The organism is Acinetobacter sp. Leaf130, assembly GCF_001423205.1.
Taxonomy (GTDB): Bacteria; Pseudomonadota; Gammaproteobacteria; order Pseudomonadales; family Moraxellaceae; genus Acinetobacter; species Acinetobacter calcoaceticus.
Genome location: NZ_LMOE01000001.1, coordinates 1,572,223 through 1,590,207, shown reverse-complemented (window position 1 = coordinate 1,590,207; position 17,985 = coordinate 1,572,223). Strand labels below are relative to the sequence as shown.

The 17,985-nt window shown below is 38.7% G+C and carries 29 protein-coding genes; 28 read left to right on the top strand and 1 reads right to left on the bottom strand.

The annotated features are described in order from the left end of the window. Positions 1-10: 10 nt before the first annotated feature. The 27 genes from ASF86_RS07000 (at position 11) to ASF86_RS06875 (ending at position 17,324) form a co-directional block, all read left to right on the top strand. A complete protein-coding gene (locus tag ASF86_RS07000) occupies positions 11-478 on the top strand; it encodes a hypothetical protein (protein WP_056480743.1) in 468 nt (155 codons plus the stop codon). Further along, a complete protein-coding gene (locus ASF86_RS06995) occupies positions 447-1,088 on the top strand; it encodes a putative metallopeptidase (RefSeq protein WP_056480741.1) in 642 nt (213 codons plus the stop codon). The genes ASF86_RS07000 and ASF86_RS06995 overlap by 32 nt, the downstream gene beginning before the upstream one ends. A 57-nt stretch (positions 1,089-1,145) precedes the next feature. Beyond that, complete coding sequence (locus ASF86_RS06990) at positions 1,146-1,616, top strand: DUF2280 domain-containing protein (protein ID WP_056480739.1); 471 nt, start codon at positions 1,146-1,148, stop codon at positions 1,614-1,616. Continuing rightward, positions 1,606-3,033 carry a phage terminase large subunit gene (gene terL, locus ASF86_RS06985; protein ID WP_056480737.1) on the top strand — a complete coding sequence of 476 codons (1,428 nt, stop codon included), beginning with the start codon at positions 1,606-1,608 and terminating at the stop codon, positions 3,031-3,033. The genes ASF86_RS06990 and terL overlap by 11 nt, the downstream gene beginning before the upstream one ends. After that, a complete protein-coding gene (locus tag ASF86_RS06980) occupies positions 3,030-4,472 on the top strand; it encodes a DUF4055 domain-containing protein (protein ID WP_056480736.1) in 1,443 nt (480 codons plus the stop codon). Before terL ends, ASF86_RS06980 begins: the two co-directional genes overlap by 4 nt. A 10-nt stretch (positions 4,473-4,482) precedes the next feature. Continuing rightward, a complete protein-coding gene (locus tag ASF86_RS06975; RefSeq protein ID WP_056480735.1) occupies positions 4,483-5,586 on the top strand; it encodes a minor capsid protein in 1,104 nt (367 codons plus the stop codon). Continuing rightward, positions 5,583-5,813, top strand: coding sequence for a hypothetical protein (locus tag ASF86_RS06970; protein WP_056480734.1), 231 nt, complete (start codon positions 5,583-5,585; stop codon positions 5,811-5,813). The genes ASF86_RS06975 and ASF86_RS06970 overlap by 4 nt, the downstream gene beginning before the upstream one ends. Positions 5,814-5,828: 15 nt before the next feature. Continuing rightward, on the top strand, positions 5,829-5,978 hold the full coding sequence (locus tag ASF86_RS19795; RefSeq protein ID WP_171252326.1) for a hypothetical protein: 150 nt from the start codon (positions 5,829-5,831) through the stop codon (positions 5,976-5,978). A gap of 36 nt (positions 5,979-6,014) precedes the next feature. Further along, positions 6,015-6,230 (top strand): hypothetical protein, encoded by a 216-nt coding sequence (locus ASF86_RS06965; protein ID WP_001290162.1) that lies wholly within the window; start codon positions 6,015-6,017, stop codon positions 6,228-6,230. 113 nt (positions 6,231-6,343) lie between these two features. After that, a complete protein-coding gene (locus ASF86_RS06960) occupies positions 6,344-6,739 on the top strand; it encodes a hypothetical protein (protein WP_056480732.1) in 396 nt (131 codons plus the stop codon). Between the two features lie 31 nt (positions 6,740-6,770). Next, on the top strand, positions 6,771-7,157 hold the full coding sequence (locus ASF86_RS06955; protein ID WP_056480730.1) for a hypothetical protein: 387 nt from the start codon (positions 6,771-6,773) through the stop codon (positions 7,155-7,157). A 116-nt stretch (positions 7,158-7,273) separates the two neighbouring features. Then, complete coding sequence (locus tag ASF86_RS06950) at positions 7,274-8,041, top strand: DUF6651 domain-containing protein (protein ID WP_056480728.1); 768 nt, start codon at positions 7,274-7,276, stop codon at positions 8,039-8,041. A gap of 27 nt (positions 8,042-8,068) precedes the next feature. Continuing rightward, the gene (locus tag ASF86_RS06945) at positions 8,069-9,013 is read left to right on the top strand and encodes a major capsid protein (RefSeq protein ID WP_056480726.1); all 945 of its coding nucleotides are present in this window, start codon (positions 8,069-8,071) and stop codon (positions 9,011-9,013) included. 68 nt (positions 9,014-9,081) lie between these two features. Continuing rightward, positions 9,082-9,747 (top strand): Ish1 domain-containing protein, encoded by a 666-nt coding sequence (locus ASF86_RS06940; protein WP_056480724.1) that lies wholly within the window; start codon positions 9,082-9,084, stop codon positions 9,745-9,747. A gap of 4 nt (positions 9,748-9,751) precedes the next feature. Beyond that, positions 9,752-10,141 carry a hypothetical protein gene (locus tag ASF86_RS06935; protein WP_056480722.1) on the top strand — a complete coding sequence of 130 codons (390 nt, stop codon included), beginning with the start codon at positions 9,752-9,754 and terminating at the stop codon, positions 10,139-10,141. A gap of 3 nt (positions 10,142-10,144) precedes the next feature. Further along, positions 10,145-10,513: a hypothetical protein gene (locus tag ASF86_RS06930; protein WP_056480720.1), complete on the top strand. Its 369-nt coding sequence runs from the start codon at positions 10,145-10,147 to the stop codon at positions 10,511-10,513. Beyond that, a complete protein-coding gene (locus ASF86_RS19790; RefSeq protein WP_171252325.1) occupies positions 10,513-10,683 on the top strand; it encodes a hypothetical protein in 171 nt (56 codons plus the stop codon). The genes ASF86_RS06930 and ASF86_RS19790 overlap by 1 nt, the downstream gene beginning before the upstream one ends. An 11-nt stretch (positions 10,684-10,694) precedes the next feature. After that, positions 10,695-11,102: a hypothetical protein gene (locus ASF86_RS06925; RefSeq protein ID WP_056480718.1), complete on the top strand. Its 408-nt coding sequence runs from the start codon at positions 10,695-10,697 to the stop codon at positions 11,100-11,102. After that, complete coding sequence (locus ASF86_RS06920; protein WP_056481782.1) at positions 11,074-11,442, top strand: hypothetical protein; 369 nt, start codon at positions 11,074-11,076, stop codon at positions 11,440-11,442. Before ASF86_RS06925 ends, ASF86_RS06920 begins: the two co-directional genes overlap by 29 nt. Position 11,443: 1 nt before the next feature. Then, a complete protein-coding gene (locus ASF86_RS06915) occupies positions 11,444-11,842 on the top strand; it encodes a phage tail terminator-like protein (protein ID WP_056480716.1) in 399 nt (132 codons plus the stop codon). A gap of 583 nt (positions 11,843-12,425) precedes the next feature. Continuing rightward, positions 12,426-12,779: a hypothetical protein gene (locus ASF86_RS06905; protein ID WP_056480712.1), complete on the top strand. Its 354-nt coding sequence runs from the start codon at positions 12,426-12,428 to the stop codon at positions 12,777-12,779. Beyond that, a complete protein-coding gene (locus ASF86_RS06900) occupies positions 12,779-13,750 on the top strand; it encodes a hypothetical protein (protein ID WP_056480710.1) in 972 nt (323 codons plus the stop codon). Before ASF86_RS06905 ends, ASF86_RS06900 begins: the two co-directional genes overlap by 1 nt. 95 nt (positions 13,751-13,845) lie before the next feature. After that, positions 13,846-14,763, top strand: a complete 918-nt coding sequence (locus ASF86_RS06895) for a phage tail tube protein (RefSeq protein WP_056480708.1) — start codon at positions 13,846-13,848, stop codon at positions 14,761-14,763. A gap of 70 nt (positions 14,764-14,833) precedes the next feature. Further along, positions 14,834-15,343 (top strand): hypothetical protein, encoded by a 510-nt coding sequence (locus tag ASF86_RS06890; RefSeq protein ID WP_056480706.1) that lies wholly within the window; start codon positions 14,834-14,836, stop codon positions 15,341-15,343. A gap of 346 nt (positions 15,344-15,689) precedes the next feature. Then, positions 15,690-16,037 carry a hypothetical protein gene (locus ASF86_RS06885; protein ID WP_056480704.1) on the top strand — a complete coding sequence of 116 codons (348 nt, stop codon included), beginning with the start codon at positions 15,690-15,692 and terminating at the stop codon, positions 16,035-16,037. 299 nt (positions 16,038-16,336) lie between these two features. Then, positions 16,337-16,780, top strand: coding sequence for an Sbal_3080 family lipoprotein (locus ASF86_RS06880; protein WP_056480702.1), 444 nt, complete (start codon positions 16,337-16,339; stop codon positions 16,778-16,780). A gap of 10 nt (positions 16,781-16,790) precedes the next feature. Continuing rightward, positions 16,791-17,324: a hypothetical protein gene (locus ASF86_RS06875; protein WP_056480700.1), complete on the top strand. Its 534-nt coding sequence runs from the start codon at positions 16,791-16,793 to the stop codon at positions 17,322-17,324. Between the two features lie 34 nt (positions 17,325-17,358). Here the strand turns inward: ASF86_RS06875 and ASF86_RS06870 are convergent, their stop codons facing one another. Then, positions 17,359-17,619 carry an Arc family DNA-binding protein gene (locus tag ASF86_RS06870; RefSeq protein ID WP_056480698.1) on the bottom strand — a complete coding sequence of 87 codons (261 nt, stop codon included), beginning with the start codon at positions 17,617-17,619 and terminating at the stop codon, positions 17,359-17,361. 150 nt (positions 17,620-17,769) lie between these two features. On the opposite strand from ASF86_RS06870, the gene ASF86_RS06865 reads away from it, so the two are divergent. Continuing rightward, positions 17,770-17,934, top strand: a complete 165-nt coding sequence (locus ASF86_RS06865) for a hypothetical protein (protein ID WP_056480696.1) — start codon at positions 17,770-17,772, stop codon at positions 17,932-17,934. Positions 17,935-17,985: the final 51 nt, after the last annotated feature.

The window sequence follows — 17,985 nt, the reverse complement described above, 5'->3', positions numbered from 1 at the left end:
GTGGTAATAAATGGATTCTAAAGAATACTTTTGGCTTACAAGAAAAAAAGAACCTAAAAACAAACCCAAAAGTAGACCACTGCCTAAAGCAACACAGAAGTACTTAGAAGCAGAAGAGGAATTTACTGAAACTTTAGATAATCTGGGAATTAAGTATGAAAAGAAATTCCAGTTTAAGTCTACAAAGCATTGGCGTTTTGATTTTCATTTAATTGAACATCGTATTTTAGTTGAAATTGCGGGTGGACCTTGGTCAGGTGGACGCAAGGGTAAGCTTAAAAACAAAGCATGGAGCCTTGATCGTTACGATGTGGCTGAAGAGATGGGTTATACCGTAATTCGCATAGAGACAGCATCAAGATGCCGTATTGACGAGTCTGGACCTTTGCAGTTACGGACTGAATACGCTAGTCAGTGGCTAAAAAATTTAAAGAGGCAAATATTTAATGGATCAGATCAGACCATTTCCTCCAACTGATTTTATTGACCAAGCAGATGAAGAGGAAGCAACCCGTATAATTCCTGCACCGGATTTAAAGAAGTGGGTTATTTCTAACTATTTAAAAATTGGTGGACCTCTTCATAATCCGGATCATGATCATATAGCTGAGCTACTTCATGACAATGAAGAGTTCTTAGCATTTGCCTGGGCTTCAACTGCATTTAAAAGTAAACAGGCTATGGTTTTAGGTCAGTGTGAAAAGGTTATGTTTAATGTTGGCGGCTGGAAGAAAGCTCGCCAGGAACAACAAATGCGTGATTGGTTTGGTGCGGTACCAACTTACTTAATTACCGTCGATGCTTCATTTTGCGAGCGGGCTAACGATTCTGAATTTTGTTATTTGATTGAGCACGAGTTGTATCACATTGGCGTTATGAAAGATGAAGATGGCGAGATCCTTTATAGCGATAATACGGGCTTACCTAAGCACTATCTTGCTGGTCACGATGTTGAAGAGTTTATTGGTGTGGTTAAACGATGGGGCCCAAGCAAAAATGTTAAGCGGCTTATTGAAGTCGCCAAGAATCCGCCGTTTGTTTCGGATCTAGATATTTCAAGATGCTGCGGAAACTGTGTAATCAACTGAGCCTTGCGGCTCTTTTTTTGACCTGTTTGCTGTACGTAGCTGTACGAAGGGGAATTTATGGCAGCACTAAAAGAGCCTGTGAAAATATTTATTGTTCAAGCTCTTGCATGCCGTGATACCCCTCAAGAAGTGGTTGAACAGGTCAAGCAAGAGTTTGGTGTTGATATTAGTCGTAGCCAATGCGAATGCTATGACCCAACGAAATATTCGGGCAGAAACTTAAGTAAGAAATTTGTTGAGCTTTTTGAATCGACCCGAGAGAGATTTGATGAAGGCTTAATTGATATTCCAATTGCTAATAAGTATTACCGTCTGAAGCAATACCAAAGACAGCTTGATAGAACTAGAAATGTTAAAACAGCGCTAAAAATTCTAGAACAAGCTGCAAAAGATATTGGTGGACAATTTACCAACCGCCAAGAAATAACAGGCAAAGACGGCGGACCAGTTCAAACTGTTAATTCAGATGTGCCTGTTCCAATGGAAGAGTATTTAAAAGCGCGGAGGGAGGTCTTAGATGAGTACTGATGCGGCTCGGGATAAAGCCATCCGGATCGAGGCGCAAGAAGATTTATATTTCTTCACAAGGTACATGTTTAAGGAGCGCCGTGGTTATAAATGGATGCATAACTGGCACCATTTAGAACTCTGTGAGGCTTTAATGAAAGTCTATCGCGGAGAAACCAAGCGGTTAGTTATTAATTTACCGCCTCGTTATTCTAAAACTGAGATTGTCGTAATTAATTTTATGGCATGGTGTTACGGTAAAAAGCCTGATTCTGAATTTATTCATATCAGTTATTCCGCAATGCTGGCAGCTAATAATGCATTCCAAATTAGGGGACTTGTGCAAGAGGAAGCCTATAAGAAAGTTTTTCCTAATTTTGCTTTGAGAGATGACAGTAAGGCTAAAGACTTCTGGCGCACATCAGAGGGTGGTGTCTGCTATGCGACTGGTACTGGCGGTACCATTACGGGGTTCGGAGCAGGAAAACTAAGAGACGACTTTGGTGGCTGTATCATTATTGATGATCCACATAAAGCACATGAAGCATCTTCTAAAACAATTCGAGAAGGTGTGATTGACTGGTTCCAGAACACACTCGAGTCACGTACAAACTCACCTGAAACGCCGATTATCGTCATTATGCAACGTTTGCACGAAGATGATTTAGCAGGCTGGTTGTTAGGTGATCGAAAAGATGGTGTACCTGTAGCTGGTGGTAACGGAGAAGTCTGGGAGCACCTTTGTCTTTCAGCTATTCAAGAAGATGGTTCTGCCTTATGGCCTGCAAAACACAATATTCAAAAATTAAAGCAAATGGAGCAAGCTGCTCCTTATGTTTTTGCCGGGCAATACCGACAAATGCCATCACCGCCAGCAGGCGGTTTTTTTAAGCCTGACAATATTGAAATTGTGGATGCTTTACCTGCGGATGTGGTGAAGCAGGTGCGAGCGTGGGACTTTGGTGCAACTGAGAATGAAGGTGACTTTACAGCAGGTGTTAAGGAAGCTTTAGGTGCAGATGGCTATACGTATCTTGTTGATGTAACGAAAGGACAGCTTGGTCCAGACAACGTTAATAAGCGGTTAAAGCAAACTACTGAGCTAGACGGCAAAAACGTCACTGTTCGTATCCCTCAGGATCCTGGTCAAGCAGGTAAATCACAAGCTAGCGCTTTTGTGAAGCTTCTAGCTGGTTATAGCGTGATTGCTAAGCCAGTCTCAGGTGACAAGCTAACAAGGGCACAACCCTTTGCTGCTCAGGTTAACGTGGGAAATGTGCGAATGCTTAAAGGTGACTGGAATAAGGCTTTTATTGAAGAGCTTCGAAATTTTCCTAACGGAACAAATGACGACCAGGTTGATGCTGGTTCTGATGCTTTTAATGAATTACATGAAGGCTTTGAAGTCTTCTTTGCTGATATGGGGTTTGCTCGATGAGTGACGTAACTTTTAAACATCCTGACTATGTTAAAAACTTGCCTTATTGGCAAAAATTAGATGATGTTTGTGAGGGTGAGGATGCAGTTAAAGCTAAAGGTGAAAAGTACTTACCTAAGCCTAATGCACATGACAAAACGCCAGCAAATAAGAGCGCATATCTTGCTTACCTTATCCGTGCTGTCTTTTATGAAGTTACAGGTACTACGTCAAATAGTTTAGTCGGTGCTGCATTTGCCACAGATCCAAGCTTTAAGTTTCCCTCTGAGCTGGATCATTTAGAACGTAATGCAAACGGCGCAGGATTAAGTGCTTATCAATTGGCACAGACGGGTATTCGCCATTTATTGAAGCACTACCGATGCGCTCTATATGTTGACTATCCGGAAGTTACACCGGCTCGAAACCTTGCAGAGTTTAAACAGCAAAAAGCCTATCCGATGATTCACTTATTGAATGCCATTGATGTAATCAATTGGGATTCAATGATGATTGATAACCAGAAAAAGCTTTGCTTAGTGGTCATCCGTGAATTTACTTCTGAACGTGGCAATGATGGTTTCAGCAAAACAGAGGTAGAGCAGTACCGAGTTCTTCGTTTAGAACCTGATAGTGAAGAAAATTACATCTATACAGTTCAGGTTTACACCAAAGGGGATAAAGGTACTTGGATGGGGGGAGAAAAGAAGTCACCAACTGATTATAACGGTGATACCTGGTCATATATTCCTTTCACCTTTGTGGGAGCTATTGATAACTCCGAAGAGATTAAAAAGCCTCCCTTGCTCCCATTAGCTAATCTTAATTTAGCTCATTATAGAGATAGTGCGGACTTTCAAGAGTCCGTTTTTTATATGGGCCAACCACAGTTTTATGCAAAGGGAGTCAATTGGGCTTGGTACGACGAGGCCAAAAAGCGCGGCATTTATATCGGTGCAAAAGTTCTATTACCTTTACCTGAAAACGGTGATTTGGGGATTGTACAAGCAGATCCAAACACTTTAGCTCGGGAAGCTATGAAGGATAAATGGGATCAGATGAAAGAGATGGGTGCGCGTTTAATTGAAAAGGGTTCAGCAGCCAAAAAGACAGCTACAGAATCAAACAGTGATGATGCCGTACAGCATTCGGTTCTTTCATTATGTGTTGTGAATATGAATGAAGCCTTCTCTATGGCTCTAAGATGGGCAGCTAAGTTTGTAACGCCTAATGTTGATGTTCTGACTAAAGATGACCTGATGTTCGAAATCAGCCAGGAATTTAACAAGCAAGGGTATCAAGCTGAACTAGCTCGTCAATTGTATGAGGCCGCTTTACAAGGCCGTTCTTCATTTAAATCTTGGTGGGAATATAACCAGACTGGAATGTTCCCAAAACAAAAGTATAAAGAAGAGCTGGACAACATTGAAGGCGAAAAAGACGGAACAGTGAATCTATAGGTAGGGTGATATGGCTAAAGATATTAAAAATCTTTTGGAGGTACTCACTCAACACCAGGCTTATCTTTATCGTGCTTCTTCGCAATCAGTAAATGAATTATTGGGTTTATTCAATAATGATACGAACGCAATGCTTTCAAAGCTTCGTGATTTATTGGATGAGCTTAGTGATTCAGAAAAGATTGCTTTGGCTGGAGGCAAATACACAACTTCAAATCTAAAGGAAATTAGAGATTTAATTTCCGTATGGTTTAGTAGTGTTAATACAAGCTTACCTGAAGCATTCGCCGTTTCAGCTACAGCTATGGCCGTTTACGAAGCTAGTTATATCGCCAAGTTATTCGGCGCAAAAATTAGTAAACCCGATGGTGAAAAGCTCTATTCAGCTGCTAAGAAAGTTCCCTTGGCTGGTGGAGCTCTTGTAGATGATCTCTTATCGAGAATTGCTGAAAGTGCCCGCCAGAAAGTTGAATACGCGATTCGTGATGGGATTAGCACAGGTAAAACAAACCAAGAAATTATCCAGCGTATTCGCGGTACCAAACGCCTTAATTTCGAAGATGGTCTGTTAAACAGCACTAAATCTGATATTGACCGTACTGTTCGGACTGTACGAAGTCATGTGGCTAATCAAGCTTATCTAGATAGCTATAAGAAGATTGGCTTTGAATATGTCCGATTTGTAAGTGTACTTGATGGAAGAACATCTAAGCTATGTGCTTCGCTTGATGGCTCAATTTGGGAAATAAACGACCCCGCCAAACGTGTACCGCCTTTGCATCCACATTGCCGTAGTATCTTGGTACCAGTGGAAAAAGATGGGCAATTAATTGGTGAAAGACCGTTTGTAATGGATGAACGACGAGTTAAAGACATCCCGAAAGATGAGCGCAGCCAATTAATAGGCCAGCTTGATGCCAATACAACTTTCAAAGAATTCTTTAAGAAAACAGATGATTTCTTTCAAAAGGAGTGGCTAGGGCCTAAGAGGTACAAACTTTATAAAGAAGGAAAGTTTGATTTTGAAAAGTTCTTTGACCCTGATGGGCGGTTATACACATTAGACCAACTTCGAAAGTTGGACGAGCTGGCATTTAAGGAGTTGGGCTTATGAGTGAATCAAGATATTTAGTGCTAAAGCGTCACCCGACCTTAAAAGGTTATTTAGTTATTTGTGATGAAGAAACTGGACTGCCGCTAGCTGGACAAAGGGCAGTACAGGTGAATTCTGATGCCTTAAATGGACCTGCAACTATTACTGTGACTTTTGAAGCTTATGGCGCTTATGGTGTTCGTTTAGTGGGTGAGGAACCCAGATTAACTCAAGCAAAGGAAACGTAGCGAAAGGTTATACAAATGGCTGAAAAACAAATCAATATGTCGGATGCTCAATACATTTTGAACACAAAATTAGTTTTGGTGCCTTTTCTTCAAATAAAGATTTCAAGAGCCATGTCGATTTATGGTTTTTCATTTGAAAGATTGAAAGCACTTACCCCACATTAATTTGAACTATATCTTTAGTAAAAGAGGATAAGCAAAATGTCTGAAATATCAGTTGCTGAATACGTGAAGAGAAAAGAAGAGCTAGAAAGAACACTTACAGGTCATATTGCTGAATTGATCAGTAAATTTGAAAAAGATACAGGCGTAAATGTACAAGATGTTTATGCGAATTTTTCTAGTGCCACATGCTTGGGCGGTTCAGAAAAACACTTTCTAACAGGTGTGACAGTTAAAACCTCAATTTCTAATTAACCCAATTTATTAATTCAATAGCACCTTAGGGTGCTTTTTTATTACTAAGAGGTTATTTGCTAATTTTTTAATAGATATAATGCTTGAGCTAGAATTAATTTAGGAAAATTATAATGAAATTTTTAAGTTTTATATTAGGTCTTACTTTTGCAAGCAATTGTTTTGCTTTAAGTAGTGAAGAATTTGAAAAAAAGTATCAACAATTAACTAATGATCTTACAAAAGCTATTATCAATAATGCTGCTGATTCTAGAAATTATGATGATCAGAAAGTACCAGAATCTGAAAAGATTAAATCTAAAAGTAGTTGGTGTAAGTTAAGTAAAACTAGGGTAACTCAACTTGATTTTGTAGTTAATAATTTTTCAGCTTATAAAGCGTTAATGAAGAAAAATAATATTGAGGACGAATCCAAATTAGAGGATATAAAAAAATTTCATGATAAGCAGCAAGAATCCTATTTACGGATGAAGGGTCTATTGAAAGATACAGATTATCCGTGTGACTAAGAGTTTTCTAAAATTATAAGCTGGAATAAGAATGAAACGAATTTTATTAATATGTAGTCTAGCTTTTTCAAGCAATATTTTTGCAGGTCAAAATGATAGCTTTGAAAATGAATATTTAAAGATTATGGAAGAGAGCAATATAGCTCAACATGCAGAGTTAAGATTTAAAGAAATAAGTAAAGGTAAGATTTTAACTCAAGCTGAAAAAATTGAATCGCAGCGTCTAAAGTGCAGTTCTTTGATGAATGAGTTTAAATTTTATGAGTTAGTAACTAAATATCCCAAAGAGTATGTAACTTATATGAAGAGACAAGGAGTAAGTGTTGATTCCAATCTGTCGAAAATTCATGATGAGTTAAGAGAGGTTAAACAAAAAATAAGTTTTAACGGATGTAATGATAATCAAGTCAATTACTAAATTTTTTAATTGTGAAATGAGCAGCCTAAGGGCTGCTTTTTTATTGCCTGCCGAAAGTTGATGCAGACGGCGAAACCGGGTAGATGCCCATTTTGAAAATATAGGTTGGATGACCCATGAAACTTAAAACAGTAACGATCGACGGTAAGGTATATGCGGAAGTAGAGGGCGATAAGCCTATCTATGTTCATGATGATGGTAAAGAGATGCCACATGATGCCGTTCACTCTGTAGCAACTATTGCACGTTTAAACAATGAAGCTAAAACGAATCGTGAAGCTAAAGAAGCGGCGGAAAAAGCCCTAAAAGCTTTTGAAGGAATCGATGATCCAACAGCAGCTAAGAAAGCAATTCAGACAATTCAAAACCTTGACGATAAAAAACTGGTGGATGCTGGTGAAGTTGAGAAAGTGAAAGCTGAAGCTATCAAGGCAGTTGAAGAAAAATATGCTCCTATTGTTCAGCAGCGTGATTCTCTAGAAGCTCAATTGCATGGTGAGCTTATTGGCGGTGGTTTTGCTCGTTCTAAGTACATTCAAGACAACATTGCAGTTCCAGTTGATATGGTTCAAGCAACCTTTGGCCAGCACTTCAAAATCGAAGAAGGCAAGGTGGTTGCCTACGACCAAAAAGGGGAAAAAATTTATTCCCGTCTGCGCCCTGGTGAACTTGCAAATGTTGATGAAGCTTTAGAGTCCTTGGTTGGTGGATACCAGCATAAAGACTTAATCCTTAAAGGTGGTAAAGGGAATGGCGGTGGTTTCCAAAGTGGGGGCAAAGGTGGAGCGCCTGCAGGTATGAAGCGTAGCGAGATGTCAGTATCTCAAAGAGCTGAATACATCAAAGAACATGGCCAAGATTCTTTCCTAAAACTACCAAACTAATTATTAAACATTTGGAGATAAGTAGTTATGACTACAGTAAATTCAGACATGATCATCTACAACCAATTGGCTCAAACTGCTTATTTAGAGCGTTTGCAAGACAATTTGAATGTGTTTAATGAGGCATCCGCTGGAGCGATTGTTTATCGCAACGAAATCATTGAAGGTGATTTTAGCAAAGATTCTTTTTACCGAGTGGGGGGAAGCATCAAGCATCGTGATGTGAACTCAAATGCTAAAGTTAACCCTGAAAAAATTGGCGCTGGTGAATCTGTAGGGGTGAAAATTCCCTATAAATATGGTCCTTATGCTTCTACTGAAGAGGCATTCAAGCGCCGTGCTCGTACACCTGAAGAGTTTGCAATGATTCTTGGCTATGATTTGGCAGATGCTTTAGTTGCAGGGCGTTTGCAGTACAGCTTGGCTTCATTAAAAGCAGCGATTACAAGCAATCCTGATATGGTTGCAAAAGGCAGTATCGCTGTAGACGGTCGTAAAGCATTAACACGTGGTATGCGCAAGTTTGGCGATAAGTTTGGCCGTATTAGTTTATGGGTAATGAATTCAGACACCTATTTCGATATTGTTGATGATGCAATCACTAAGCAGATTTATGGCGAATCTGAAATCGTTATCTATGGTGGTTTACCAGGTACTTTAGGTAAGCCGGTATTGGTTACTGATGCCGTAGGCGATGATGATGCATTTGGTTTGCAAGTGGGAGCTGTTACTGTCACTGAATCACAAGTACCAGGCTTCCGAGCTTACGACATTAATGATGAAGAAAACTTAGGAATTGGTATGCGTGCTGAAGGTACCTTTAACATGGATCTTCTTGGTTATAGCTGGGATACAACCAAAGGTATTAATCCTGATCTTTCTTTACTGGGTTCAAGTGCAAACTGGCTGAAACATGCAACCAGCAACAAAATGACTGCTGGTACATTGTTGGATTTGTCTGGTACGCCTTAAAACCTAAAACATCTAATTTTATTGGAGGGCTATTAAGCCCTCTTTTTTATTAATAAGAGAAAAGCATCATGAAATTAATCTATACACGTATTGCTGCAACTGCAGCTTCAGAAGCAGGGACCATTGCAAACCCTGACTATTATGAATATCCAAATCGAAGTGCTGAAGAGGTAATCATCTTTGGTGATTATCCAAAAATCCAAAATGATTATGAAGCTTTGGATATTCCAGTTGAAGTTCGCAAATTGGAAGAGCCTACAAAAACGACTTTGGCCACAGTAAATGTCTCGGTGGGAATTACCCCTGAGCTGCAAGAGGTCATTGATGAAACAAAAGCTGAGCGCCTTAAAGTTACGGAAGAAAACACTCAGCTCAAGCAGCAAGTTGAAATCTTAGAAAAAGGTGCTGGCAATTATTCAGAACTGCTATCGAAAAATTCACGCCTAAAAGATGATGTTATTTTAGCTAACAATGCCGTTAAAACAGCTGAAGAACAAACTGAAGTTGTGAAAGCTGAATTCGAAGCTTTTAAAAATGATGTTGCTGCTATGCAAGCGCGTATTGCTGAATTGGAAGCTGGAAAAGCGGCAGAAAATCCAGCAACAGAAACGTCGACAAATGATTTTGAAAGTTGGTCTAACGATCAATTAAAAGAATATTTGGCAAGTAAAGACATTGGCTACAAACCATCTGCAACAAAACCAGAACTACTTAAATTAATCCCAAAGGAATAATGAAATGAGCTTTATTACTGTAGATGACGCAAATTCAATTTTGGGCAGCGATTTTGCACCAGACAGTGATAAAGCTCGTCTGGTTCAACTTGCAAATGTCTGGATGAAAAAACGAATTGGATTTGTGCCGGATCCTATAGATTCACTTCTTAAAGATGCTGCTTGCGAAATCATTAAAGGCATTCTGGCCAAAGTAATTTATAACGGCAAAGAGCAGTTGCTTAAACGAAAGAAAGTTAAAGCTGATTCAGTCGAATCTGAAAAAGAGTATCAAGAAGGTACTGAAGTGATTTCTAGCTTTGAACAGATAGCTATTGATTATATTGATTCGCTTGATTTGAAAGATCCTAATGCAAGTTTTAATGGCTTCGGCATTCCACTTTACAGGGCATAAATAATGGGCTTACGTGACGAAATTCAGGCAGATATTGCTGAAGCATTTAATGAAGATTTAGCAGATGCCGTTCATACCTTTACATGTGAGCGGATTTCTAAAACGAATTGGGATCCTAAGACAGAAACTCATGTTGAAGTTAAAGAAAACTATTCAGGCCGTGGCGTTCTGTTTGGCTCATATAGTCAATATGAAATACAAACGCTTGGAGTGCTGGCCACAGATAAGAAAGCGACCGTGCTTCAAAATGAAGTGACTATGGTACCTAAAATGGAAGATGAGTGGGTTACACCCTTGGGGGCATTTCGTGTCAAACATATTCAACAGGATCCAGCAGCAACTATTTGGAAATGTCAGTTGAGGAAGGTTTAATGACTTGGAGCGTACATGAGTTTTATGACAGCATTCAGGTGGTACCTGATGATGATCTAAAACCACATTCATTCTTTCACTGTGAATGCCATCCAAAATATGAGGATGGCATTTTTATTCATAACGCATTTGATGGCAGAGAGGCATCTGAAACGCCTTTGCCTAGTTGATAGGTTAGACGATGGTTAGCACAGATTACGTTCCTTTATGGCATATCTCACCATTCCAACATGTTCAATACACGCTTGCTAGAAATCAGCTTCATATGGATCTGTTATTCGAAGACATGAATAAGGTTGATATGTTCTTGTCTGTTGAAGCTGCAGCGGCACAAGTTGATTTTTATTCTAATGGTGCGTATGCAGTTGTCCAACTTGGCGACACTTCAGAAAGAAATTTGATTGAGGTTTACGGATTGCTTTTACATGAAGCGGTTCATGTGTGGCAGAAGGTTAAAAAGCTCATGGGAGAAAAAGAGCCTAGTTCAGAATTTGAAGCATATTCAATTCAAGCGATTGCACAAGACCTTTTTAAAATGTATGAAGAAAGTGAGGTAAATGATGGGATGGAAGGGGAAAAAGCCAACTGATTTCAGTTTTGATGTGGCTAAAACAGCAGAGGAAAAGGTAAAGAAAATTACCATGGATGCTGTTCAGTCTTTAGTCGTTTCAAGTCCCGTTGATACGGGTGCTTATCGTGCTTCTCATATTGTTTCGATTGGATCTGGTGACTATGGTGTACGTGGGCCTGAAACAAATGCCGTGCAAGATGCAGCTATTCAAGCCGTTAAGTTTAAGCTGGGTAATTTGGTCTACATACAGAATAACCAACCTTATGCAGAACGTTTAGAAAATGGTTGGTCTGATCAAGCACCACAAGGTATTTATAACACTACCTTTACCTTTATTTCTCAAAAGTATGGTGGTTAAGATGGCAATGACTTTAGAGCAGACTAGGCAAGCAATTATCGATCGTATGCAAAGCTTTACTGGTATTGCCCAGGATAGAATCCAGTATCCAAATGCACCAGGCTTTACAGTGCCAAAGGAAGGCTTGTGGTGTCGTTTAAAGATAGCAGGCGGAGCCAGCTTTACTTCAGGTATTGCTGATAAACCTTGTACCCGTCGTACTGGTAATATCATGATTCAATGCTTCGATCGACTCCATACTGGAGAAAAAGCTCTGACAGTTCTGAGTGATGCATTACTCGCGCATTTTGAGTATTACTCGATTGATGGTTTAGAGTGTTTAAAGGGCGAATCGATTGACGCTGGGAAAGATGCTGACTTTGTGCAATACAATGTGACCATTGGATTTACGGTGAATTGATATGAATCATGAATATCAAATTAAAGCTAAAGGTTATATGGATGATGATAATTTTTACGCTAAGATTATAAGAGTTGAATTTAGGGTAAAATAAAGTGAAATGTATAAATAAAAAATTGATTCTACTGCCTTTAATTTTGATTTCACCTGTAACTATTGCCAATGATAAAACAAATAGTTTGCAAGAAGTTCTTAGCAAAGACGAAGGAGATCATTGTTTCATTTTGGCGAATAGAGCATTTTCAATTATGGGTTTGAGACAGGATGGGGTAAAACAAAACCAACTCATAAAATAACTTCGCTCAGTTGATGAAAAATACAATAAAAATGAAATTAATGAACTTATTCAAAAAGCGTATAAAGCCCCTATAACTCCAGATGTAACCGGGAAAATGGTGGTGATGTCGAATTTTATGAGTGACATCGAGCAAGAATGTATGCAGCAAGAATCTGAAATACAAAATTGAATATCTGACCCATAGAACAGTAGATTAAGCCAAAGTTCTCGATTGCTATCTTACTAGAAACGCAACCCAACAAAACCACCTCATCGGTGGTTTTTTTATTTTTACAGGAATCACTTATGAGCAATTTTTGTTTTAAGCGTGGTGACACATTCAACTTGAATTTGCAGTTGGTCGATGTCGATGATGCATTGCAATATCCACCTGATGATGTTCGCCGAGCCATCGACCTAACAAGCTATACATTTACATCACAAGTTAAATCATTGGTGGATGGTGCAGCAGTAGCCACATTGACTTGTGCTCCATTGAACCAAAGTACACAAAAAGGTTGGCTTAACGTGAAATCGGGAGCAAGCACAGCTGCATGGCCTCTGGGTTTGTGCCAAATGGATATTAAAGCCGTAGTTGGCGGTGTTATTCAACATACTGAAACTTTGACTTTTCAGGTGATTGATGGAGTAACAGCATAATGGCAAATCTAGTTTTTAAATTTTCATGGGATCATCGGCCATTTCAATATAACTCTGCTCAAGGTAAGCGGCAATTTATGCTGCCGTTTGCATCTGGTATTCCAAACTTAACACCTGATTGGACCCAGGTTCAGGGATTAAGAGATGCTGCTACTAAAGCCGTTGGTGAGCAAGTTGGCAATGTAATGCAAGTTGGTGCATTTGGATGGGGTGTTTCTTCGCCTATGGTCACTGCCAGTTCAAGTGAAGCAAATGACAAAAAAGTAAATTGTATGTTTGCAACACCTTCAGAGTGGGCTGGCTCAGTCTCTCCTGGTGCAGTTGGATCTAATCAGGGTATATGCATTAACTTGGCAGCATTATCTGGAAATTATTGTATTCAACTTTGGAATCCCATTCAGTCTTATAACCCCCAAATTAGAATTAAAAATAACAACGTGTGGGACACTTGGTCAAAAATCTATTGTTCAAGAAATACCACAGTTGATGCTAATGGATTTATTAAAGCAGCCTCGCCAATAGTTAAATTATTTAGCGATCATATTGAACTAAATGAAGAAGCATATAAACAACCGATTGAATTTGAGAAAGTCGATGTGGGTGAGTATCTGCTTAAAGGTTCGTTAGGTTTTGCTCTGGAAGGTTGGTATATCGAAGTGCCAAAAGATGCTAACGGAAATACAATCGTTGCTGTGGTGTATGACACTCTAGAAAATGGCGACATTTCAATTAAAACCTGTAAACGTAAATTTGATTTTGAACTTGCAGCAGTAGTTGCAGATCTCGACAACCCTATCGAAATTCCAGAAGCACGTTGGATTGATATCCGACTGCATGAAGAGCCAGAATCGGAGTCTGAAGAACTGATGAGTGAAACTCCAGTCGACTTCCAGCTAACTAACTTATCAGAAGCAGTAGCTGCTGCCATGGTCGGTATAGCACCGCCAGAACTCTCAGAAGAAACCCAGTAAAGACCCGCTAATTTAGCGGGTTTTTTACACCCTCTATTTTTACCAACCCGCTTATGAAGCGGGTTTTTTTATGCCTAAATTTTGGAGAACTATAAATGAGTTCAGGCGCAAAAATTCGATTATATGCTTGTGAAGAAGCAGTATTAGGGACGACTCCAGCAAACCCAATTTGGTATACAGTTCGCCGTGTAACGGATGGACTTTCTGAAAACGTCTCTACTGAAGAAAGTAGCGAAGTTGTTGATTCACGTTATCGTCAAGGTGGTGTAGTAACTGAAGCTGAAGTAGCAGGCCAGTTAGAGTTTGAATTATCTCTCGGTACCTTCGATCTATTCTTAAGTGCCTTAGCCTTTAATAACTGGGCGACAAATAGCTTAACAATTGGCGGTACAGTCCGTAAATCATTAACATTAGTGAAAGTATTTGAAGATGTTGGACAAATCTTTATTTACCGTGGCGTTCAGGTTAATACTGGTGAAATTACGATTCAGACCACTGGCAAAATTACAGGTAACTTTGGTTTAGTTGGTAATTCATTTACCCGTCAGCAAGTAAACCCAGTTACGAATCCAGTAGCAGCATCAAGCCGTCCATTGGTTAGCATGCCAAACGTTGAAAACTTGCTAGTTAATGGCCAGTCAATTCAAGGTAAAGCGTGTATGCAGTCACTTACGCTTTCAATCAATAACAACCTCGAAGCGATCCGCTGTATCGGTTCAGGCAAATACACTCCAGAGTTTTACTTAGAGAAGATGATGGATATTGAAGCGAATGCTTCATTCATGTTCTCGGCTACAGCAGCAGGCTGGATTGATGCCATTAAAACCCGTGATGTATTTACCCTGACTTTCGACATCAAAGATAGTAAAGGGAGTAAATACTCGTTCAACTTCCCGCAATTAGAAGTCATGGAAGCCAATCACCCGGATGGTGGTGGTGATGACATCATCACTTTAGATATTAACTTTGCTCAAGTACGAACAGCCCCAACAATTGTGCGTGCTCTTGTGTAATTCAAATTAATCAACCTTAGAGCCTATGGAATCCCATGGGCTTTTTTATTCCTAAATATTCGAGGTAGTTATGGCTTTAAAAGTTGGAATTGTACGAAGTTCAGAAGTATCGAAGTGGTGTACGTTTGAAACTGCAGGTGGACAAGCAGAGTTTAAAATTCGTGGTATCGGCTATAAACCTTTTCAAGTTGCATTAGAAAAAGCAGGCAATCAAATTTCATCAAAAGGCTATGATGTAATGGTGAGAGATGAAAACAGCAAGCTCTATCATGAGCTTTTATTAGATGCGGCTGGCGCTCATTTAATTGAAGACTGGAAAGGCGTTGTTTTCGCTGAAGTTGAAGAAGGTGAAACAGTAGAATCTGAAAAACCGTATACACCAGAAAATGCTTCTAAGCTTCTTAACCTTGGTGATATTGGACTATTGATCTGGTCATTCGTTAAAGAGCAGGCGCAAAAAATTCAGGAAGAAGCTGACAAAGACAAGGCGACGATTCTGGGAAAGTCATCGAACTCTACAAGTACCAAAAGACCTATGCGTCGAAAACGCCGCACGAAATCGAACAAATCAAGTTCTTAGGTGGACATATTCCAGATCCACCAGAATATTCTTATGCGGCTGACTCAATTCTAGCAGCCTATAGCACGATTATTAGATCTAGACGATATGAGCAAAGCGTACCGTTATGCTTAGATCAGCAGGCAATCAATGTATATGCTGAGCATAATGATTTACCTGTTGATGCTCATATCTTTAATGACTGTATCTTTGCTTTAGACAATTTATTTATTGAAGAAGCCCATAAGAAAATTTCAACCAAACCCAAAAAGTAAGAAATAGCTATCTTCATGATGGCTATTTTAGTTAATGAATTTTGATATGTGGAAATGTATAATGTTGGCGATAATTTATATTGAAAATTAATATGTTAGGAAAACTTTTTTATACATTGGGGTTGTCTATTTCTTTGGCGGTTTTAGTTAGCTGCACTAAACAAGCTGAAAGTAAGGCACTGCCTCCTTCAGTTGAAGCGCAATTCATGAGTGCGGATCAAGAAATAGGGAAGATGCTCGATGACCTAGAAAATCGAGATATTCCACTTCAACGGAAGCGGGAGATATTGTGCAATACCTATCCTGATGTCTACAAAAAACAGTACATGCCAGCTCTGCTCAAGCTTTCACCGAATCTCTACACAGAGGCGATCCTATTAAGAGACTTTGAGGAGGTGATTAGCTTTTATAAAAAAACTTTTGTAGTTAATTGTGTTTGATTTTTATCACTTAAGACTTGAATAATATGTTTGATACATTCATGTTTTAAAGTTAATCACAGGTGTTAAATGAAAAAATATTTCTGGCTAATTACTTTAATAATTCTCTTAATTTTAATAGGCCCAAAAGTTTATAAATATCTTTTTAATACGGGTGAAGATATTGGTTCAACAATTGGGCGTGAGCTCAATAAGAATATGAATAACAATTAAACCACCTTCGGGTGGTTTTTCTCTATGTGACATTTAGTAACCAGTTTGTTAAAGTTGGTACACTTTATAACAAATGGTGAAAATTCATGAAGAAAATATTGGCTGCTTGCTTAGTAAGTATAGGGTTGGTGGGGTGTACATCAATACAAGTTAATAATGCTACTGGTTTTAACCCAGACTCTATTCGACAGGTTTGTATTATCGATAACCCAAAAGTTATCATCAAGGATTTTAATCAAATCGTAGAGCGTAGTTTTACTCGCTATAATATTGACGCAAAAACTTATAAAGATACTGATAACTTAAGTCTTTGTCAGACTACTTTAAACTATACAGCTACTCGTTCTTGGGATATGGCACCATATATGGTTGCTGCTCAATTCAATCTTTTACAAAATGGAAGACAAGTTTCCGAAGCTTCCTTTAGATTACGTGGAAATGGTGGGTTAGCCCCGAATAAATGGCGCAGTACTGAAACAAAAATTAATGAACTGGTTGATCAGTTGCTAAATAAAGCACCTGCTAAGTGAGCTAATTAAAATGAAAAAAATTATTTTATTAAGTTTAATTTTTGGTTTGTTTGGGTGCCAAAAAACAGAAAATAAAACAAAAGAAATTGTTTTAAATTCATTAAAAGACCCAAGCTCTGCACAATTTCAAAATGTGAAAGGATACTGTGGTGAGGTAAACGCTAAAAATAGCTATGGTGGGTATATAGGATTTAGGAGGTTTTATATTTCTAATGAAATGCCTATTTTTTATGATGAGGATTCTGATGATCCTCAGAGCTTTGCTAGAGGATGGATTGCTCATTGTGAAAGTAATAGCAAACTAGACAACACAAAAAAGGATGCTTGTGTATCGTATTCAAATTTTGCTGCTGCTGTTGTTAAATCAAAATTAGCAGGCGTCCCTGTAGGTACATCCAAAAATACAATTGATGCAAACACAGAAGAAGATCGTAAAATTTATTTTAAAACAATAGATGAAGGATATAAAAGTAATAATAGCGATGCTTTTGCATTACAGGTTCTTGATGGGTGTCTAAAAGGTGAGATCAAGACCCCAAGTTGATTTAATTCGTAAAAAAGCACCCTAGGGTGCTTTTTTAGTTCTGCTGATTTGGGTCATACAGCCCCGCATCTTGCATTACATCTAGTAAATTTTTTTTCAACCAATCTACATCTTTATCTAATTGATCAACTCTTCCCTGTAAGTCTTGTACTTGATCATCATGCTCAAAAGTCATTTCAAGGCGAAGTATGAGTTCTGCTGTAAGTGTTCTGCCATTTTCTTTAGCAGCATCGTCTAATTTGTCTTTGAGTTCGGCGGGTATTCTAAAATTAACTTGCGGATCTGTGCGTGCCATAGAGTCATAACGAAAACTTAGTATTTGCTAACTATAGGGTGCTATAAAAAAATAGTCAAAACCTATAGGTTTATAGTTGATTTATTGTATAGCACGTGCTTTAATTTGATTGTGATGTTATTTTACATCATGTGCTATATGGAGGCCGAAATGGCAAAACAGGACCCTCAGGTAAACTTTCGGATACCTGAAGAAACATTGGAGCGATTTAAGATTGAAACAGTCAAAGATCGTAGAACACAAACAGCTCAGCTTGTTTTAATTATTGAAGAATGGTTAGAAGCTAGAGCAAAACAAAACGTAGCGAAAGCATGATTATTACAGACAACAAAAAAGCCCATGATCTTGGCGGACAGGGCTTAATTG

Coding starts and splice junctions, on each gene's coding strand:
- ASF86_RS06900 (WP_056480710.1), top strand. CDS start 12,779: ATGGCAAATCTAGTTTTTAAATTTTCATGGGATCATCGGCCATTTCAA.
- ASF86_RS06885 (WP_056480704.1), top strand. CDS start 15,690: ATGTTAGGAAAACTTTTTTATACATTGGGGTTGTCTATTTCTTTGGCG.
- ASF86_RS06930 (WP_056480720.1), top strand. CDS start 10,145: ATGGGCTTACGTGACGAAATTCAGGCAGATATTGCTGAAGCATTTAAT.
- ASF86_RS06990 (WP_056480739.1), top strand. CDS start 1,146: ATGGCAGCACTAAAAGAGCCTGTGAAAATATTTATTGTTCAAGCTCTT.
- ASF86_RS06995 (WP_056480741.1), top strand. CDS start 447: ATGGATCAGATCAGACCATTTCCTCCAACTGATTTTATTGACCAAGCA.
- ASF86_RS06895 (WP_056480708.1), top strand. CDS start 13,846: ATGAGTTCAGGCGCAAAAATTCGATTATATGCTTGTGAAGAAGCAGTA.
- ASF86_RS19790 (WP_171252325.1), top strand. CDS start 10,513: ATGACTTGGAGCGTACATGAGTTTTATGACAGCATTCAGGTGGTACCT.
- ASF86_RS06890 (WP_056480706.1), top strand. CDS start 14,834: ATGGCTTTAAAAGTTGGAATTGTACGAAGTTCAGAAGTATCGAAGTGG.
- ASF86_RS19795 (WP_171252326.1), top strand. CDS start 5,829: ATGGCTGAAAAACAAATCAATATGTCGGATGCTCAATACATTTTGAAC.
- ASF86_RS06880 (WP_056480702.1), top strand. CDS start 16,337: ATGAAGAAAATATTGGCTGCTTGCTTAGTAAGTATAGGGTTGGTGGGG.
- ASF86_RS06965 (WP_001290162.1), top strand. CDS start 6,015: ATGTCTGAAATATCAGTTGCTGAATACGTGAAGAGAAAAGAAGAGCTA.
- ASF86_RS06925 (WP_056480718.1), top strand. CDS start 10,695: ATGGTTAGCACAGATTACGTTCCTTTATGGCATATCTCACCATTCCAA.
- terL (WP_056480737.1), top strand. CDS start 1,606: ATGAGTACTGATGCGGCTCGGGATAAAGCCATCCGGATCGAGGCGCAA.
- ASF86_RS06865 (WP_056480696.1), top strand. CDS start 17,770: ATGGCAAAACAGGACCCTCAGGTAAACTTTCGGATACCTGAAGAAACA.
- ASF86_RS06980 (WP_056480736.1), top strand. CDS start 3,030: ATGAGTGACGTAACTTTTAAACATCCTGACTATGTTAAAAACTTGCCT.
- ASF86_RS06960 (WP_056480732.1), top strand. CDS start 6,344: ATGAAATTTTTAAGTTTTATATTAGGTCTTACTTTTGCAAGCAATTGT.
- ASF86_RS06905 (WP_056480712.1), top strand. CDS start 12,426: ATGAGCAATTTTTGTTTTAAGCGTGGTGACACATTCAACTTGAATTTG.
- ASF86_RS07000 (WP_056480743.1), top strand. CDS start 11: ATGGATTCTAAAGAATACTTTTGGCTTACAAGAAAAAAAGAACCTAAA.
- ASF86_RS06920 (WP_056481782.1), top strand. CDS start 11,074: ATGGGATGGAAGGGGAAAAAGCCAACTGATTTCAGTTTTGATGTGGCT.
- ASF86_RS06950 (WP_056480728.1), top strand. CDS start 7,274: ATGAAACTTAAAACAGTAACGATCGACGGTAAGGTATATGCGGAAGTA.
- ASF86_RS06915 (WP_056480716.1), top strand. CDS start 11,444: ATGGCAATGACTTTAGAGCAGACTAGGCAAGCAATTATCGATCGTATG.
- ASF86_RS06875 (WP_056480700.1), top strand. CDS start 16,791: ATGAAAAAAATTATTTTATTAAGTTTAATTTTTGGTTTGTTTGGGTGC.
- ASF86_RS06870 (WP_056480698.1), bottom strand. CDS start 17,619: ATGGCACGCACAGATCCGCAAGTTAATTTTAGAATACCCGCCGAACTC.
- ASF86_RS06970 (WP_056480734.1), top strand. CDS start 5,583: ATGAGTGAATCAAGATATTTAGTGCTAAAGCGTCACCCGACCTTAAAA.
- ASF86_RS06940 (WP_056480724.1), top strand. CDS start 9,082: ATGAAATTAATCTATACACGTATTGCTGCAACTGCAGCTTCAGAAGCA.
- ASF86_RS06955 (WP_056480730.1), top strand. CDS start 6,771: ATGAAACGAATTTTATTAATATGTAGTCTAGCTTTTTCAAGCAATATT.
- ASF86_RS06935 (WP_056480722.1), top strand. CDS start 9,752: ATGAGCTTTATTACTGTAGATGACGCAAATTCAATTTTGGGCAGCGAT.
- ASF86_RS06945 (WP_056480726.1), top strand. CDS start 8,069: ATGACTACAGTAAATTCAGACATGATCATCTACAACCAATTGGCTCAA.
- ASF86_RS06975 (WP_056480735.1), top strand. CDS start 4,483: ATGGCTAAAGATATTAAAAATCTTTTGGAGGTACTCACTCAACACCAG.